15 protein-coding genes are annotated in these 17,934 nt (G+C 32.9%); 2 read left to right on the top strand and 13 right to left on the bottom strand.

The genetic code is table 11. From position 1 onward, the window contains the following. Positions 1–95 precede the first annotated feature (95 nt). Both GCQ56_RS15620 and GCQ56_RS15625 read left to right on the top strand, forming a co-directional pair. Positions 96–2,351, top strand: coding sequence for a tetratricopeptide repeat protein (locus GCQ56_RS15620; RefSeq protein ID WP_152735469.1), 2,256 nt, complete (start codon positions 96–98; stop codon positions 2,349–2,351). 193 nt (positions 2,352–2,544) lie between these two features. Then, a complete protein-coding gene (locus tag GCQ56_RS15625) occupies positions 2,545–3,963 on the top strand; it encodes an amidohydrolase family protein (RefSeq protein ID WP_152735470.1) in 1,419 nt (472 codons plus the stop codon). Between the two features lie 281 nt (positions 3,964–4,244). Here GCQ56_RS15625 and GCQ56_RS15630 read toward each other — a convergent pair whose 3' ends face one another. The 13 genes from GCQ56_RS15630 to GCQ56_RS15685 form a co-directional block, all read right to left on the bottom strand. Next, the gene (locus GCQ56_RS15630) at positions 4,245–5,393 is read right to left on the bottom strand and encodes a transglutaminase domain-containing protein (protein ID WP_152735471.1); all 1,149 of its coding nucleotides are present in this window, start codon (positions 5,391–5,393) and stop codon (positions 4,245–4,247) included. 330 nt (positions 5,394–5,723) lie between these two features. Continuing rightward, positions 5,724–6,317, bottom strand: coding sequence for a hypothetical protein (locus GCQ56_RS15635; protein ID WP_152735472.1), 594 nt, complete (start codon positions 6,315–6,317; stop codon positions 5,724–5,726). A gap of 152 nt (positions 6,318–6,469) precedes the next feature. Continuing rightward, positions 6,470–7,483: a hypothetical protein gene (locus tag GCQ56_RS15640; RefSeq protein WP_152735473.1), complete on the bottom strand. Its 1,014-nt coding sequence runs from the start codon at positions 7,481–7,483 to the stop codon at positions 6,470–6,472. Between the two features lie 158 nt (positions 7,484–7,641). Further along, positions 7,642–8,244: a hypothetical protein gene (locus tag GCQ56_RS15645; protein WP_152735474.1), complete on the bottom strand. Its 603-nt coding sequence runs from the start codon at positions 8,242–8,244 to the stop codon at positions 7,642–7,644. Between the two features lie 271 nt (positions 8,245–8,515). Beyond that, positions 8,516–10,162 carry a sulfite reductase flavoprotein subunit alpha gene (locus GCQ56_RS15650; RefSeq protein WP_152735475.1) on the bottom strand — a complete coding sequence of 549 codons (1,647 nt, stop codon included), beginning with the start codon at positions 10,160–10,162 and terminating at the stop codon, positions 8,516–8,518. Positions 10,163–10,504: 342 nt separating this feature from the next. Then, complete coding sequence (locus GCQ56_RS15655; RefSeq protein WP_152735476.1) at positions 10,505–10,975, bottom strand: DUF1284 domain-containing protein; 471 nt, start codon at positions 10,973–10,975, stop codon at positions 10,505–10,507. Between the two features lie 185 nt (positions 10,976–11,160). After that, positions 11,161–11,697 (bottom strand): hypothetical protein, encoded by a 537-nt coding sequence (locus GCQ56_RS15660; protein WP_152735477.1) that lies wholly within the window; start codon positions 11,695–11,697, stop codon positions 11,161–11,163. 194 nt (positions 11,698–11,891) lie between these two features. Beyond that, the gene (locus tag GCQ56_RS15665; RefSeq protein WP_152735478.1) at positions 11,892–13,031 is read right to left on the bottom strand and encodes an alpha/beta hydrolase-fold protein; all 1,140 of its coding nucleotides are present in this window, start codon (positions 13,029–13,031) and stop codon (positions 11,892–11,894) included. Positions 13,032–13,114: 83 nt separating this feature from the next. Beyond that, entirely contained in the window at positions 13,115–13,642 is a 528-nt protein-coding gene (locus GCQ56_RS15670; protein ID WP_152735479.1) for a transposase, read from the bottom strand. 566 nt (positions 13,643–14,208) lie between these two features. Next, the gene (locus tag GCQ56_RS15675) at positions 14,209–15,243 is read right to left on the bottom strand and encodes an FISUMP domain-containing protein (protein WP_152735480.1); all 1,035 of its coding nucleotides are present in this window, start codon (positions 15,241–15,243) and stop codon (positions 14,209–14,211) included. A 653-nt stretch (positions 15,244–15,896) separates the two neighbouring features. Beyond that, entirely contained in the window at positions 15,897–16,028 is a 132-nt protein-coding gene (locus GCQ56_RS20645) for a hypothetical protein (protein ID WP_255473229.1), read from the bottom strand. Between the two features lie 168 nt (positions 16,029–16,196). Further along, entirely contained in the window at positions 16,197–16,682 is a 486-nt protein-coding gene (locus GCQ56_RS15680) for a hypothetical protein (RefSeq protein WP_152735481.1), read from the bottom strand. Positions 16,683–16,944: 262 nt separating this feature from the next. Beyond that, positions 16,945–17,769 (bottom strand): hypothetical protein, encoded by an 825-nt coding sequence (locus GCQ56_RS15685; RefSeq protein ID WP_152735482.1) that lies wholly within the window; start codon positions 17,767–17,769, stop codon positions 16,945–16,947. Between the last annotated feature and the right edge of the window lie 165 nt (positions 17,770–17,934).

Consider the following 17,934-nt stretch of genomic DNA (forward strand, 5'->3'; position numbering starts at 1 on the left):
AGACAATTAACTCTTGCGAGGCAAAAACTCTTACTTTTGTTGGTATATCATATTTTATATATTTTTGATATCATCTTAACAATATTATTTATTATATGCGATCTCTTCTACCCATATTTATCCTGTTCTTATTTACCATTTCGGAAGTTAGCGGCAATCAAAAAATAGATTCACTTCTTCTTATCTCAAAAAAACAATTGGGACAAGAACATTTAAATACGATACTAAAAATTGCAGAAGATTATAGTTATGGTTATAATGGTGATACCATAATTTATTACTCAAAAATGGCTAATCAGGAAGCACTTCAATTAAGAGATTCCATATCAATTCTAAAATCAAATCTTTATTGGAGTTCTGGATTGTATTCGAAAAAAGAATTTAACAAATCCCTTACCCAATTAAATAAGGTTTTACACCTATCTGAAAAGCTAAATAAACCCAAAGAAAGATTAAAAGCACTTTATCTAAAAGCAAGAAATTACCAAGGCTTAAAAGAGTATGAAAATTCAATCGTTCACTTTATTGAGGCTTATGAATATTCCGTTTTCCTTCTCAATAAAAATGATGACAGACTTACCAAAGAATATTGCAAAGGCATATTGAGACAATTGACTTACACCTACTGGTATGCCTCAAAACTTAAAGAAGGAATTGCCTATTTTACCGAGATAATAGGCGATAATAAAGATGCTTCTGATGAAATTATGCGGTCCTATTTCTCCAACATATCGTTTCTATACAATAGAGGTATTGATGTTGATAAAGCTGAATATTATCTCCTAAAGGCTGCGGAAATAAGTAATAAAAGTGACAATCAAAACGATATTTACCAAGACCAGGCTTATCTGGGTGCATTATATGCTAATATAGGAGATTATCCAAAAGCAATTGATCATTATGAGCAAGCAATGCTCATTGCAAGACAACAGAATAATAGCAATAAAATCTCTTACATTCTTCAAAATCTTGGTTTGTGTTACAACGCAAATGGCGATCTTCAGAAAGGTGTAGATATGATTTTTGACGGAATTAAATTGTTCATTAAAAAAGATGATCAAAAAGCAGTTGCAAAAGCCTACCAACACCTTGGCAGAGTGATGATTAAATGGCATAATTTTAAAGATGCAGACAAATATCTTCAACAAGCTGCCAAATTGCATAAAGAAACAAATTTCAACGTGGAAGAATCTATTGATTATATCAATTTGGCAGTTTCAAAATACCATCAACAAGAAGCAGATTCTTCACTTATTTACCTTGAAAAGCTTAATACCATTCCAACATTAAAAGCAAGTACAAACAATGAATGTATGTATTTCTTAAATAAGGCTTTTGTGCATCTCGACTTGCAGAAAAAGCCTGAATTAGCCAGCACAAATATTAAAAAAGCAATGGAATTGGTTCAAAAAACCAAATCGCCTACAATTCGAACCTACGTTGAGAAACTACAGGGATCTTATTATTTGGCTTTGGATAGTGTTGAACAAGCAAAAAAGCATTTAGTAAATGCCTGGAACAATCACAAAAGTACAAGCATGCTTATCGATCAGGCTACAATTGCAAAACAATTATCATCTGCATATAAAAAGTTACATCAAACCGATAGCGCCTACTTTTATTTACAGAAAGCGGATAGCATTAATGCTAAACTTCATTTACGGGAAGATGTACTAACACTTTATAAAAAGGACAATGATTTTGTTGTATACCTGGCTAAAAAAGAACAAGCCGTTCTAACAAAAGAGAACAAAAGATTGTCCAATAGAATCATCCTGATTAGAGTGTTTTATATTCTTTTATCGGCAAGCGTAGTCGGCTTTTTGATTGTATTTATAAAGAAACGCACAAAAAGATACAAAAGTGAAATTCACAAAAAGGATACCCATCGTAAGCAACTTCAAAAACAATCAAAATTAGACAAATCAATCATAGACAAAAACAATAAATTGATCCAGGCAAAAGAAAGCATTATTGCAGAATTAAACGAAAAACTCTTAAATAGTAAGTTTAATGCAAAATCGACTGATGATTTCAATGAAATAGAAGCTTTACTAAATGCCAAACTAACAACAGAGGAAGATTGGGATCAATATCTACAATTGTTCACCTTAAAGAATCCTAGCTTTATTCCAGAATTGAAAAATAGGTTTCCCAAGCTATCTCGAAATGAAATTAAAATATTCATTCTTATAAAATTAGGACTAACAACCAGAGAAATGGCTGGTATATTAATGATTTCGACATCGAGTGTGAATACGGCTCGCTATCGCCTTCGTAAGAAATTAAATTTGGATACAGATCAAAAAATTGAAGACATAATTGAGAATGAAATTTTATCCATTAAATAAGTAATCCTATTGTTATCATTCAGTTTTAATCCCTGCATCGCTCTACATAGAAGCATCTTACATATAATAAATAATATTTATTAATTTCTCTGTAGTCAAATGATGTTTTCATTCGTCATATCGTAAGGTAATTGATAATCTTAATACGATTAACAATTACAAACTATCAATTTAATGACAAAAACACCTAATAATGAAGCAGCTAATCCTAAGTTTACTCGTATTCACCCTATTTATTCTTCCAGCCAGAAGCGAAAAATACGATATCATCATTCAAAACGTAAATATCGTTAATGTTGAAACAGGTAGTATCGTAAAAAACCAGGATGTTGGCGTTCAACAGCAAATCATAAAAAAAATAAGTGCTGGAAATCGATTATTAGCAAGTGATAGCACTCAAGTTATTGATGGAAATGGTAAGTACTTAATCCCTGGACTCTGGGATATGCACGTACATTTTTATTTTCCCGATAAAGAATATCTAAAAATGTATTTGGCAAAAGGCGTTGTTGGCGTGAGAGAAATGACCGGCTATCAGATGGAATGGAAAGACAGTACCAAACAAAATTGCAATGTCCCAAGAATCATGTTTGCCAGCCAGATAATGGATGGTCCTACTCCTTGGTTTAAAAGTAGTATTCCTGTTAAGGACTGTGAACATGCAGTTGAAATTGTTCAGGAAGCCAAAAGAAATGGAAGTGAATTTGTAAAATTACTCAGTTTGGTTCCGAGAGATCAGTATATGGCAATTGTGAATGAATGCAATCGATTAAATTTTGATTTTGCAGGTCATGTGCCCTACAGTGTACGTTTAATTGAAGCCGCAAAATTAGGGCAAAAATCAAATGAACACTTAAACGGCTTGCTCCTATCCTGTTCAAAAAAGGAGAATTTTTTACATGCAAGGTTAGACAGCTTGCTCTCCATATCCTCAAAAGAAGAAAAGCTATCAAAAATTTTGAAAATGCAAATCATGGGTTGTAGAACCAAGGCACTACGGTCATTTGATCAGCAGAAAGCTGATTCTGTAATTCATGAGTTATGCAAATACAACATGTACCAGTGCCCTACTCTTGGCGTGAAACATCGTTTTCAGTACAACGAATTGGAATGGATTTATACCGACAATAGATATGACTTTTTTCCACCTCCTGTTACGAAAAGATATCGCCCTGATGCAGAAACTCTAAAAAAAGTAAAGTCTTTTGATAGGGAGTTAATTCTGCAGGAAAAGTTACTTTTACAGATGCATACCGAAGGAGTAAAAATTATAGCTGGTTCCGATCAGGGATGTGCTGGTTTTAATTTACATGATGAGCTTGAATATTTGGTAAATGCGGGACTTTCGAATGCTGAGGCGCTTAAAACAGCTACTATAAATCCAGCCTCATTTATGAACAAGGAAAAAAGTATGGGAAGTGTTAAAGTAAATAAATTGGCTGATTTGGTTCTATTGAATGCGAATCCGCTCGAAAACATTCAAAACACACGCGATATCAAACTGGTCATTTTTAAAAATAAAGTCATTCAGCCAGATCAACTTCTTCAGGAAGTGAAAGAAGTCAATCTTAAAATTTCAAATGAAGATCCCTTTGAAAAGAAGTTTGATTAGGAAGATCGTTTCGAATGAAACACTCAAACATCCTGGTATGATTTAGAAGGCGGTACAATCACACACTAGCTTTGGCTTTTTGTATACCTCCAATTTTATGTGGATGTGTAACGCTTACTATTGTTAGCCTTACGCTATCAATGTTGTGCTTATTTATCCAGTTGTTGACGTTTAAGTTTTTTTCTCTTCTTCGATCCATTTACTATTTCCAATAGGAAGTAAATTGCCGAATGCGTAAAAAACTTTGGTTCTATTTACAAAAAATTGTTAACTAAATTCAATTAGTTCTTATTGGAATTGGATAATTTTTCTCTGTATTCTTTAGCGATTTTAAGATATTGGTCCAAACTATCTTTTTGCTTCTTCAAATCAAATAATGCCTGGTTTATTAACTTTTTCAAGTGCAGTATCTCATTTTCCAGAACTGATGTTAGATTTTCATTTAGCTCTAATTGTTTTAGGGCAAAATTAAATTTGTAATCAATATCTTCAAGCATCTGTTTTATTTTAGTATCGCTTTTATAAGGCAAATAATAGTTATTTGAATAACTAATATATTCATTCAACATATAAATACCATCATTGTAATTATTAAAAGCAATATTGTGAATTTCTTTGGCAATATTGAATCTAATACTATGAAGATTATGATAATCTAAATAACAACTAATCCCATTTGATTCAATTCTTAGGCTACTTGAAAACAATCGTTCGATATCTGACTGTTTTTCATGTATTTTGACAGTGTCAATAAAATTAAAATAAGCTGTTTGTTCTTTAATAGCCTTTGACATTCCATTGCGAAACTCTTGTTTTGTGATTGGATAATTTAAAAACTGCCAAAGAGGATCAAAAGGCACGTGCGTTTTTATAAATCTATTGGGTTTTATTTTAAAAAATTTATTATTTATTTTTTTTACATAAAGAGAATTTTGAATATAACCAGATCCCCAAGTCGGATCAGTCATATACCACAATGAATCTATCATTGATACACACCATGAATGTGGATTTGGATCTACTAGTTTCTTATTTCTTGTGTACCCTGATATAACGTATGTTTTAACGCCAACTTTATTGGCAATATCTGAATATAAACTTGAAAAATTTGTACAAATTCCTCTTCTGGTTTTAAGAGTTTCATCAGAGCTAATATCAGAATTATACATATTAATGGCATACATATTATCAAAGTCATATTGAATATTTTCTGCAATCCAACAAAAAATGGCTCTGGATTTTTCTTCTTGGGAGTAAAAATTTATATTTATATAATTGGCAATATCTTGTGATGAATAAGTCAATGAATCAGGGATTTGAAGAACAATTCTATTGACCTTAACGAAACCCGTACTTGTTTGTGAATTGGATATGTTATTAAAAACTAATTGTAAGAATATTAATAAAACTAATGTTTTCACTTTATTCATAATTTTATTTTTTTATGCTCATATTGTAAATTCAAGCAATTCTTTAGCCATTACCGAAGTTAGCATAAAAATTAATAATTTAATATATTTAACAAATAAACTTCTATTTGCTTTGAAGAGCCAAAGCACATTGGAAAAAACTAAAATAATTTACTTTCCTACTTACTGAACCAATCTTTATAGTTTATTTTAAAACTTTAAGACAGATATAGAAAAAAGTGAAATAAGTATATTAAATTATTTGCTCATGAAAATGCATTAAAGTGCTCTGCTGCAGGATTCTTAGAGACTTATTTATAACGGTTTTGCTAAACCTTTGTTAACAAAGGTTTAGTTCTTATTCATTGCAAAAACAATGACAGAATTTGCTTGAATGACAATTTCTTTTTTCAATTCATGTGCCTTTTTCGGCAAAACACCTTGATGTCTAAGCCACCAAAAATTATCTAGTACCAAATCCTTTTCAATCGTAAGTACTAAATACTCTGTATTCAGTTCTGACTTATAATGGTAATTAATTCCATTTACTACCATGTCACTGGCTCCATCATGAGAGCCAATTTTAAAAACTCCAGTAGACAATTCAATTGACAGTTTATTTGCTGAAGAATAAGTAGAATAGAATATTCTAGTTTTTCCACTTGTTGTCCAACCAACATACTCTTTAGTACTTACATCGTACATCATTGATGAGTCACGAACAATATTCAATTCGGATTTACCAGCTTGAAAATCTAGAATTACTTCTTTGTCTTTTGTATTCTTTATGAAGAAAACACCATTAATCGTTCCTACGAATTTTCCCTTTTCAAGATTTTGAAAGATTGAATTAAAATTCTCTCCAATCTTATATTTTCCATATTCTTGGGCATAAGCATTTATAATTAGAAAATTCAATAGTAAAACTGTAATTGTTCTTTTCATGTTCTGTAATATTTGCTTACGTGTTGAACATGGTGCGATTGGGTTTTTGAAACCTTTATTTTTCAATCTGCAACTTGTCTTATATGTTGTTTCTATCTTCATTTATTACTTATTTACCCCAATTGCACTATGTTTTTTGTTAGTGGCTGGCGTTATTCAATTATCGACCAGATTTCTTGAATCAATAATTTATCATCTTCTAATTCAATTACATATGCATCAGAACCATTATTTCTGGAAAACTCAACGTATGCTCTCTGTTTATCATCGTGTAAGATTTTAAAAAGCTCGGAATCACAACAATTTTCAACTTTACTATATAAAAGTTTCTCCAATTTTTTTGGGTCTTTAATAAGTGATATAATATTTGTATAGTTAGTTATTAATCTAATCAATTCGTAATCTTTTTTAAAGAGGTGCTCATCAAGGTCTTGATTGTGAAATGTTGGAAATTGGTAATTACTGATGAAAGGATAAGTTTGGGTCAATTTTAATTTCATCAAGAAATCATCACTGAAATCTTTATGCCCAAGCTTGTTTAGCGCTCCAGCAATTTGAAATGATATAAAATTACAATCAACAATAAAGTCTTCAGGTTTTAATTTTAGAAGGTCATTAAGGTTTTTCGTAGCACTTTCTTGCCTGTACTCTTCAATTGTTTTGTATTCCTTGGGAGATGTTTTCTTCGCAAGCTTTCTCCACTTGTAATAATCAGATTCGAGAACTTCGACAAGTCCATTTGGTTTATAGAAAACTAATAAAGCCAATATATCATCAAGGTCAATATATGCGTTGTAAATTGTATCTGATTTTATATGTTTGGGTAGTGATTTGTAATATTGAAATATTTTTTCCAAAGCGTACTCGTTCTTAAAATCTGTTGCAATCTCAATTGAATAAGTAGGTATATGACATACAGAAATGCCTAAAGAATCTTGATGTGGCTTTATTAGATTTGTTGAAAATTCCTTATCGATTATTGACTTAGCATTATTCTCATTGAGATATACTAAATTAATTGGTTGAGTGTATCTTTCCAGATTATTTAAGCCTTGATTCACGATGATATTAAGAGCTTCCTTTTCTGATAAAATTACAACATCTAAATTCTGCCCGAATAAATTAATTCCGCAAAAAATTAATAATATAGTTATTAGGTTTTTCATTTTGTTTTTTTCGCTTGCCACTAACGATCTTGCTAAAATTTTGTGAGCGATTTGCAACCGCCGCCTTAACAAAACCGCCCTGCGTTTATTGTTCTTGTTACATTATCAAGTTGAGCGTCACTGCCCTTTAATTTTAACTTTTGTTAGCGTTTCGGTTTTTATTGTATTTGTTGTTTTATAAATTCTTTTCTGTCAATTTCCTTAAGAGTCTCAAGAAACAGTAATTTACTTCTGTCTTGTTTATATTTTACAGTCAATTCTTCAATTCTCTCTGAAAAACCTAGGGTGTCTTTTAGTATGAAATCATTCATAAGAACTGTGAGTTCAGACTCAATGTTTTTGGGTTCTTTTTCCGAATAGCTTTTGACCTTTAAATAATTTTTGTCTGCTTTTGAAATCTGATTATTCAATTCATAATAAAACCCTTGCAGTCTAATAGCTTGAATGTCGTTTGGTTCAATTTCTAGCCATTCGTTAATTGTATTAATTGCAAAAGTGTTGTCGCCAAGAATACTTTGAATCCTTGATTGATTGTAATAAATTAATTTATTTCGCTTACAATATTTCTTGGCTTGTTCTAATTTTTCAATAGACTCTAATCCAACATTCTTTTCTCCGTAATGTCTTACCCAAAAATCATTTACAGCCGTGTCATTTAGATGAACTCCATAAGAATATTTTAAAAAGAAGCCAATTGGAATTAATAAAATGCAAAATCCAATTGCTACAAACTTCAATTTATTTTTTATTTCTTTTTCCATTGTCTAAATGTGTGTGTGTGTGCTCTTTTTAACTGAACGCTAACTTGTTAGAAAAATGCACAATACTGACCTATAGGGCATGTATTGTGCACTTCCAATTCAGAGTCTCTCAAATTTATGCAAAACTAATAGCAAACAATAAAATCAAAAGAGGTAAAATAATCGGCAAACATAAAATAGAATAGGTCTACATAATTACAAGAGGATATAAAAAAGCTGTGGTAGGAATACCACAGCTTAATCTTGTTTGCTCCTAACAAGTACAATATTTTTAATACAAATCTTCGTGTAAACGTGAAGTCTGTTTCAAGTCTTCAATATAGTTGGATGCATCCTCATTACTACATCTCGCTTCTTCCTGAACCAATGACAAAAGATTGCTTAGAACCGATCTCCCCATGGCAATAGATCCACAGATATATAAGTGGGCTCCATTTTCGAGCCATTGATAAACTTCCTTCCCCTGAAGTGAAAGGACATCTTGTACATACACTTTTTTTGCTCCATCGCGGGAGTAAGCTAAATCCATTTTATTCAGGGTGCCGTCTTTCACAAAAGTTTCCAGCTCCTTCTGATATAAGAAATCATGTTCTCTGTATTTCTCACCAAATATCAACCAATTGTTAGCTTTCGATTTAACGGCATTTCTTTCCTTCATAAAAGATATAAAAGGTGCAATGCCTGTTCCTGCACCAATCATGATAATCGGTGCCTCATCCTCTGGCAATCGAAAATCATGGTTCGGAATAAGCTGTACTTTAAGAGTTGAATCCACCTGTAAACCTTTGTTGATATAAGAAGAGCAAGCCCCTATTCTATCGCGTCCAAATACGGAATAGTTGAACTGTTTTACACACAGGTGAACTTCATCGGGTGTTTCGCTTGAACTCGATGCGATTGAATATTCTCTACGATTCATTTTATTGAGAATCTGAGATAAATCCTGTGCTTCGATTGAAGAGGGAAAATCGTGAAGCATATCGTAAACATCGGCTAGTTGAAGGTATTTAAACAATTCTCTTTCATTATTGAGCAAGCTTTTTAAAGCCTCATTTCGCGTATGCTCCTGATAAGCCTTTATCACATCTTCGCTCAAATTGGTTAGCTCCAGCTTGGTAACCAATAACTCCTCAATACTTATCTTTTTATCCTTATACCGCACCATTGTATCGTGCGAATAATCCTGTAAAATCAAAATTTTAACCACCAATGAATAGGGATTCTTAGGCTTAATACGAATGGAATCGCCAGGCTGATAGGTGAAATCCGGGTGATCGGTTTGAAGGATTAGATGATTGATTTCACAAGTAGATTTTTCACTGGTCAGCGGATATTTATCCTTAACCCGAAGGGTAAAAGTGGGTCCCAATTCTGGTGTTCCAAACTTTAAATCAAGCAGATCGCCATTTCGTCTGTTTTGGAACTTATTTAGCAGGAATGATGCCCAGGATTCCGCATTTGCCTTGAAAGCCAAATCGCATGTTACCAAAGAGGAATACCGCTTAGCGCCCAGTTTTTCCAATTGTGCATCGATATCCTTACCGGTTTGACAAAAATGCTCATAACTCGAGTCTCCCAATGCACAAACAGAATAGTTTAGATGGGGCAATTGACCAACTTGCTTCCCAAATAAATGCTTGTGGAAAGCTTTGGCTTGTCCTGGTGGATCCCCTTCTCCACGCGTGCTTACTACAATAAAAAGATACCGCTCATCCGCCAAATTAGTAACATCGTAATCGCTCATGCTAATAACAGAAGGATCCAATTCATATTTTTGGAATTGTTCTCTTAGCTGTTCTGCGATAAATTTAGAGTTACCCGTTTTTCCGCCATATAAGACAGTAACCGGTGAAGCAAAACTTTTGATATTTTGAATTGAAAAAGCTTGTGGCTCTTTCTTATATATAAATTGATGCATTAAGTTCTATTTAATTCGGGACTAAGATATCCTTTATTATTCGTATTTGGAATAATTCTAAATAAAAAATAATGCAATTGTTCTTCTGTTTTGTACAGATTGGTATGTAAATGATCGATGATAGGTTTTTAGATTGTGGTCCAAATTTGTTTTTTGTAGTATCCGTATTTGGGTTGGTAGAGACGCAATGCATTGCGTCTCTACGTGCATTGCATCATTAAATAGTATAACTTTTCCTTATTAAATTTTGATAGTAGAAATCAAAGGCAATTCGGGTGAAGCAAAGCAGAACCGCATATACACTGTTAAGTGATGTAACGGCTATTTTAATCCCTGCTGCTATCACAATAAATTCTCCTTTGCACAAAATTCATCTGTCTTTTTATCAATTCCTATTGAAACATTTTGTTTTCTTAATTCCGTATGCTCTATATCATTACCATCATATAACTCAAAGATATGATCTAAATATTTATGAGCATTCTTTACAATATCCACTACTTCAATAACTTGCCCATCTTCATAACCCATACAATTCATTATTCTGGTATCAAGATAATCGTTAAATTCTTGTTTATATAAGAAATCAGATCGATGATGAATAGTATCAATACACTTCCCCTGATTAAGTTTCTTACAATTTTCACATATGTCATCATTTTTAATTACTATTTTAATCGTACTTGTTTTATTCTCAAAAAGTTCATTCCCTATAGTATGATATGAGTGACCATAGGCATGTTCACTTAAAGACTTTCCTGAACCATAATCACGCATTATATCAAAAAAATGATGTATCCTTAATTCTCTCATCTGTATTTCTCTCTAATAGTTTTATTATTATATTACTTAACGGTCTTGTTAAAATTTGCGAGTGATTAACAACCACCACCCTATAAAAACCACTTAGGTTTATTGTTTTTGTTACATTAGCACGTTGAACGTTACCGTCTATGCCATTTATCTTTTGTTATGCTCTAGCATTTAATAACATAAACCTACCAATCATCATCACTCCCAATGTTTTTAGGCTCAAACATTTTCAGGAAAGTATAATCGTAAATCGGCACTGAATTTTTACTAAATAATTTTTCAAAAAAACCTTTATTAGTTATTGCATGCGAATTCAGAAGTACGATACTTCCATGACATCCTGACGAATTATTTTTTTTAGTCAAAGTAATTTTATTAATGGTAACACGATATCGAGATTCTTTAAACTGTATTGAAACAAAAGCAGAATGATAATATCCGAAAATTAAATCCGGAGTTTTGAATAAAGTATAACCTGCACCTTTATAGTCTGGTTCGAACAGTCGCAATTCACCCCTTAAACCATTTTCTGTAAATTCAATTTCTTTAAAGATACCTGAGTTTTGAAAATACTCTTTAATGACACTCTTTTGAAGTTCACTTTCAAATACTTTTTGCCAAGTGACTTCGCCTCTTACATTTTTAAAATAAAATTCATTTTCCTGACTATAACAAGAAAAGCTTAGCGTAATAACTGATAGGATTATAAATAATTTTTTCATCAAATGTGATATTAGTTGAAATGTGAATAATTAGCCGACATTATTTCAATTGAAATATATCGTCTTTCATTTTTTCTATATTGAGCTCATATCCCTTAGCTACCGCACGAAACGAAGTTCGATGAAATCAATCTTTTCGTGTGGTTTTGCTTTAGATATGGAACGTGATCGAATCGCGCACCAGCGGAGGTAATTTATTCATTTTTAACCTGTTTAATTTTATCCCTCACATCCCATATCTCCTTAATGCCACAAGATTTTTCATAAAATTCTAATGCTTTGCTTTTGTCTCCTTTCATCAAATAAACTTCTCCCATAAAATAATAAGTCTCGTATGGAACTTTATAATTCTCCAGGTTTAATTGCAATAGGTCGAGTGCATCATCATACTTTTGTTTCGTACAAAAATGCATAGCATATTCATTTACCAGCTGTTCGGGTAATGCTACATGAATCTTATATCTGTCTTCATTATTCTTTATATGATTTAGGATACTCTCTTTGTCAAACGAATGGATATATGTGTTCGGAATTTTATAATCGGAGTACAACTTTTCTAAAGCGTCATACATTGCTTTTAGAGTCATAGAAATATGATCTTCACTTGTGTAAAACTTAAAATCCCAACTTATTTTTTCAGAATATTTGGATTCTATCATTTTTGATAGTTTGATATTCGGTACAATTGTCGTTGAATCAACCAATCCACATACTGATAGAAAATAACACGACTTTATTGTGTCTTGCTTAGAAATATAAGATTCCAAATCTTTTGCAATTGTAGGGTCTATAAATATGGCAGGGTCGGCAGCAAAATACACATTAAAAAGTTCGTTCTGATTTGTGAATATATGATTAAGGCAGACAGCAGCTAACGAGTGACCAAACAGTAATCTATAATTATTTGTCCTGAAATCATCATCTATTTTAGGAATTAATTCCTTCTGTAGAAATTTTGTAAATTGGTCAGCCCCGCCACCATTCGATAATATCTCTATCTGATTAGGTGTATAATCTCTAACTCTGTCATTATCCGTAGAAACAATACCAACAATAATCATTCTTGGCATCCTTTGAACGAGCCTGGACATGTGATTTACAACTCCTGTAATTTGATGAAAGTGTTCTTGTCCATCCAATAAATACATTACCGGATAATCATATTTTGATTCATCATAGTCCGATGGTAAATACAGCCAATATTCTCTACTTTCATTTAAAATCTCTGATTCAATTACATACTTCTGTCCAATGGTTATTGGTTCTTGATTCTGCCCAAATGATTTAGCAAATGAGAGTAATACAGTTATTGATATGATTATTATTCGTGTCATGTTCGTTTTTATAGCAGCCAACTTTTATCTAAACGTAAGTAATTGTCTTTTTCTCCATTATCCAATCATAGTATTTTATTTATTCAATAAATATTGAATTCATCATTTACCCAATTTTGTGGATTTGCCCGAATGTATTCCTCTATCCTATGGTAGGATTCTTCGGAACGGATAATGTGATCGTGGAAACGCGATTGCCAGGCAAAATCGGCATGTATTTTTCTGGCATTTTTGCACACCCCAATTTTAAATCCACGAATGATTGATGATAGGTTTTTAGATTGTGTACCAAATTTGTTTTTTGTTGTATCCATATTGGCATTGTATTGATTATCACCTATGATAATTATGGCATGAAAATGATTGGGCATGATAATGTAGGCGCCCCTTTTTAAATTCATATCCGGGCGCATTTCAAATGTTTTTAACCATTCAGCATCTACAATTTTTCCTATTTCGGACAATTGCATGCTGCCATCCACAAGATCGCCAAAATAATGTTCGCGGTTCTGTGTACAGATCGTTACAAAATAGGCCGCATGCCATCCATCCTCCCAATTTTTCAATCGGGAGGATGCAATGCGGTATTTATTTTGAAATTTTTCTGTCATTGGTCATGGTATTTTCCAGGTATCCGGGTAGAGACGCAATGCACGTGGAGACGCAATGCATTGCGTCTCTACAATAATGGTTGCATCAACCATTTAATTATCACACCCATCATCAGATTTATTTTTCACATTGTATCATACCTTAGGTATCGCATATACCATCTATAATTTCAACCTAAAATCCATTTTAAGGCTCTAATCATGTATTCATCTTATTTTATGGGGATGCGCAACGCTTATTTTTGTTACCTGCTGTATGTATTCAGAAATGGTATGGATTGGGATAGCCAAGCTCTTCTCGTAAAATTTGGTTTGATGCAATAGCATCGAACGGTTTACGAAAAGAGCTTGATTATGAAAGGTTGTCATTATTTTTATCTAATAATTTACAACTATAATCTATCTTTCGAATACATCCAGATAAAATAATTTTCTCACTTTCCGTTTAAGTACTTTTAACCAGATTTTGTAGCTTGAATGATCTACAAAATTTAATTATCCCAAAATATGAGTTGATGCTGATATGACATGTATCCTACTCAAAAATGTGAAAAATTACAAATAACCTAATCCTTCAGGCAACGAACACTGCACCCATTGTACTTACCTATGCCGCCTTTCATAAGGACTGAGCCACAGTAATAAAGTTCGCGAGACCATGCGCCCGTTTCCCTAGGTGATATATTGTATAAACTACTAGACCACCATGAGCCAGCACGACTCTGGGCGTTGAATATACCAACACCTATCTCGCGATCACCACCCGGAAGGGCAGAAAAACCACTAGTGTTATTCTCTTGCTGGCGATTACCAATATGACCTGTTTCTGAACTAGTTTCCCAACCCGTTTTTGTTGCCAGTGACTTGGCAATTGAATTACCTGATGTAGAACCATCATAATTGTAGCCATTGGCGATCAGGTAATTTTGCAATTCAAACCACTCGCTATCAGAAGGCAAATGCCAACCACTCGGGCATACACCTTGTGCCATTTCAATAGTACTACCATTCATGGCAGCTGCCCAGTTATATAAAGCTCCATATTTTTCTTTATTGCTTATGTCATTATCGTACCAGCAGTATGCATTATTATCATTAAGGTTTTTCCAAGAGGAATTATTTGCTACCAGAGAAATGGCAGTTCCATCGCTATATTTGGTTGTTCTTAAGTTTTCAGCCATCCATTCCTGATTACCTATTTTAACAGTTTTGTATATGTTACCTTCAATATCAGTGACTGATCCACTTATAGATACTTCAATCTTATCAGTTATTGAGCCACCTGCATTATCTACTGCCACGGCTTCTAGTGTGTGATTACCTACATTTTCACTAGAGGTATTCCAAACATAATTGTATGGATAACTACTTGAAGAACCAACTTCAGATCCATTTATGTAAAAATGAACCTTTGTAATATTGCCATCACTATCGTCAGCCTCCACTGATATAGTTACTATGGTTCCCTGTTGTATCTCCTGACCATTATCAGGACCAATGAAAGTACAAAAGGGAGCAATATTTTCAGTTTCTTTTTCTTCACAAGAATTTAAAATAATTATAAATAGGAAAAGAAAATTTACAAGTGCAAATGTTTTCATAATTAATCTATTAGTGTTTATTATTCAGCTTTTTATGTTTTTCTTGCATTATGCAAAATCAAATTATTCTTAATAAAAGAAGTGTAAAACAAATAATTTGCCCTACTGGCAGATCATTCTTTGCACTTATTTTGCGACATTTTAATAAGCATCTGCAATATTGCAGGTAACGGCTTAGTGGTCGAGTAGGCAAAGGGAGTTTCACCCTAAGCCTCTCACAGAACCGTACGTGATAGTCTCCCATCATACGGCTCTTCTAATTTTATTTACAAGTAAATGCTCATCCTCTTTCAAGTTGGCAAATTGTAAAATATATTAGCTGACCCCTTTGCTCCATTCCCATTACAGGAACTTCAACACTACTACGGATCAGTCCGCCACTGCGTTTGCCCATCGCTATTCGGTCTCTAGGTTGTTCCTATTGTACCTTTCACTTCACATGGCAAGGCAGCTTCCCAAGTTCCTTAATTGAGCCTAAATAGAAGTCATGCCACCTGAACACCGCCTGCCGTGCAACCAATAAACAGGTTTCCGTTGCACTCATCATCGCATAACATACTTTGCGACTTTTGACAGAATATTGCTACGTCTCGACACCTCATCAGTGGTTCACTTTCGTTCATCTCTTCTATTAATACCTGACTAATTCTTGACTAGCCGTTTCCCAAACGCTCAATACAATGGCTCTTTACCAAAGCACCTTTAGGTGGTTTAGAGCCCTTTCCTGTAAAACGACTTTGGTGGGTCAAGCCTACAAATGCTTTCCACCATCTCAAATAAAGCATGCAGCACTATTTTATGCCGACGTGCTGCTTCTTGGCACACTATGGTGTCGTAATGGATTGCGGGCTTCGAACCTATCAAGTTACCACCCAAAATTGAAGCGGGTGATGTCGCTCGAAAACCTCTGAAACCCTTATGCACTAAACACATTGTTGTGCGGTCGTTTATTCTTACTTAATCACTGACTCTAAAATATTGAATATTTCCTTCGCTTTTTCATCTGAATATCCTTTACTAATTCCAATATAATCCTCATTATCATCATAGTTAAAAGCTACCTGAAAAACACTATTTCCTTTGTCAACCATTCTTAACTTGCAAATCTTGGAATAATTATATTTTTTGGAGAATCTGAATCCAATTAACTTATAAGTAATTATCAAACACTTCTCGTCAGATTCTATTATAAAATCACCCATCATTCTTGCTGTCAATCTCCAAACAAAGACAATTGCAACTGTCCAAACAATAAACGCAAACGGAATCCATAGTAAATATCTTTCATCTCCAAAAACACTATGAACCTTAGCAGATTCTGAAATCAAATCTACCCACCAGATAATATATAAAATTGATAATGTCAATAATGATAGACCTATCGTTCCGAGTTTATCTTTATCACTTTTATGGCTTATCAAATAGCTGTGTTCTTTCATTATCAAAGACTATTAATTTATCAACTAAACTTAATCAAATCGTATTATCTATATCTTAAGTACAACGTATCCTAGATGCTGCTGAAAATGCCGCACAACGGATGGCGCTATGTAACGTAGGCGCCTTAGTTGATTTATGTTTCAGATTTTATAAAAAGGCAAGGTAGCTATTTTAGGATTACATTTAACTATAACTATTCTAAAAAAGCTACCTTGCCGTTGCTCATTAAAAGCACAAAACCTGTGGAAACCTACTACCCGCCTATGGTATATAGCGTGTGTTGTGCATAGTTGTTTCACTATCTGTATTTTGCAGTAGATCTATTTCAAATTCAAGAACAGCAATAGCTGAATGCCAAGCATTTTGTTTCTCTAGAGGTAAAGTTTTTAAAAGTTCTTTCAATAGTGTCAATTCCTTTTTGGCAATAGAAAAATTTCTCTGATAAAGGTTATAAAATGATTTCAACCAATGACAATTTATTTTATCACCCTCCTTTTGCTCCGCCTTTTCAAATAAACTGACCATTTTACTTTTGTCATCACACATTCCATTAAATATATACAATTGAAGGAGTGATAGATGATCATTATTATTGAGAAATTTCTCCTCGTCTTTCATATCTAATGTGAAAATGCCACCAATTACTTTGTTTTCATATATTTTGCATGCACTAGCGTAAGAATAAGGTTGACAAGTTTCTTCAAAACATCTATTTTGAGGATTATAGTTTGTTAAAAAAGCCAATCCTTTAGTATCATTCTTTCCGTTTTCGATAATTGATACAGAAAATCTATATGGTACAGATTTTCCTGTTTTTACAAAAAACTGAACTCCTAAAGACAATCTTAAACCTGCAACAATTTCGTTTGAAATATAAGTTAGTTCATCAATAGATATTTGTTCATATATTCCACCTTTCAGGAAGCAATTTGAATAAATAGCATGATTTAAATAAAACCTATCTAATGGAACTTTATATTCAGCTCTGGATTTTATGTAGCGCATTTCTACATTTGAATGTTTTTGTCCAATTACATTAAAATAGGTACAAATTAATAGGAATAAAACTAACTTGATTTTTTTCATATTTGATTTTGATTCTGTCCTTAAGTACAATTATGCACAACGGCAGTTTGTCTAAAAACTGATTAAACTGCTCAATTAAGCTTTAAATATAGCAGTTTTAAGGATACATAAAAATTGAAAATCCTTTTAATTTGAAATAGAATTGAGGTTCTTATTTGAGCCAAA

It is taken from the genome of Marinifilum sp. N1E240 (genome assembly GCF_009295825.1).
In the GTDB taxonomy this organism is placed as follows: Bacteria; Bacteroidota; Bacteroidia; order Bacteroidales; family Marinifilaceae; genus Marinifilum_A; species Marinifilum_A sediminis.

Coding starts and splice junctions, on each gene's coding strand:
- GCQ56_RS15650 (WP_152735475.1), bottom strand. CDS start 10,162: ATGCATCAATTTATATATAAGAAAGAGCCACAAGCTTTTTCAATTCAA.
- GCQ56_RS15640 (WP_152735473.1), bottom strand. CDS start 7,483: ATGAAAAACCTAATAACTATATTATTAATTTTTTGCGGAATTAATTTA.
- GCQ56_RS15685 (WP_152735482.1), bottom strand. CDS start 17,769: ATGAAAAAAATCAAGTTAGTTTTATTCCTATTAATTTGTACCTATTTT.
- GCQ56_RS15635 (WP_152735472.1), bottom strand. CDS start 6,317: ATGAAAAGAACAATTACAGTTTTACTATTGAATTTTCTAATTATAAAT.
- GCQ56_RS15630 (WP_152735471.1), bottom strand. CDS start 5,393: ATGAATAAAGTGAAAACATTAGTTTTATTAATATTCTTACAATTAGTT.
- GCQ56_RS15655 (WP_152735476.1), bottom strand. CDS start 10,975: ATGAGAGAATTAAGGATACATCATTTTTTTGATATAATGCGTGATTAT.
- GCQ56_RS15625 (WP_152735470.1), top strand. CDS start 2,545: ATGAAGCAGCTAATCCTAAGTTTACTCGTATTCACCCTATTTATTCTT.
- GCQ56_RS15665 (WP_152735478.1), bottom strand. CDS start 13,031: ATGACACGAATAATAATCATATCAATAACTGTATTACTCTCATTTGCT.
- GCQ56_RS15660 (WP_152735477.1), bottom strand. CDS start 11,697: ATGAAAAAATTATTTATAATCCTATCAGTTATTACGCTAAGCTTTTCT.
- GCQ56_RS15620 (WP_152735469.1), top strand. CDS start 96: ATGCGATCTCTTCTACCCATATTTATCCTGTTCTTATTTACCATTTCG.
- GCQ56_RS15645 (WP_152735474.1), bottom strand. CDS start 8,244: ATGGAAAAAGAAATAAAAAATAAATTGAAGTTTGTAGCAATTGGATTT.
- GCQ56_RS20645 (WP_255473229.1), bottom strand. CDS start 16,028: ATGCTTTATTTGAGATGGTGGAAAGCATTTGTAGGCTTGACCCACCAA.
- GCQ56_RS15675 (WP_152735480.1), bottom strand. CDS start 15,243: ATGAAAACATTTGCACTTGTAAATTTTCTTTTCCTATTTATAATTATT.
- GCQ56_RS15680 (WP_152735481.1), bottom strand. CDS start 16,682: ATGAAAGAACACAGCTATTTGATAAGCCATAAAAGTGATAAAGATAAA.
- GCQ56_RS15670 (WP_152735479.1), bottom strand. CDS start 13,642: ATGACAGAAAAATTTCAAAATAAATACCGCATTGCATCCTCCCGATTG.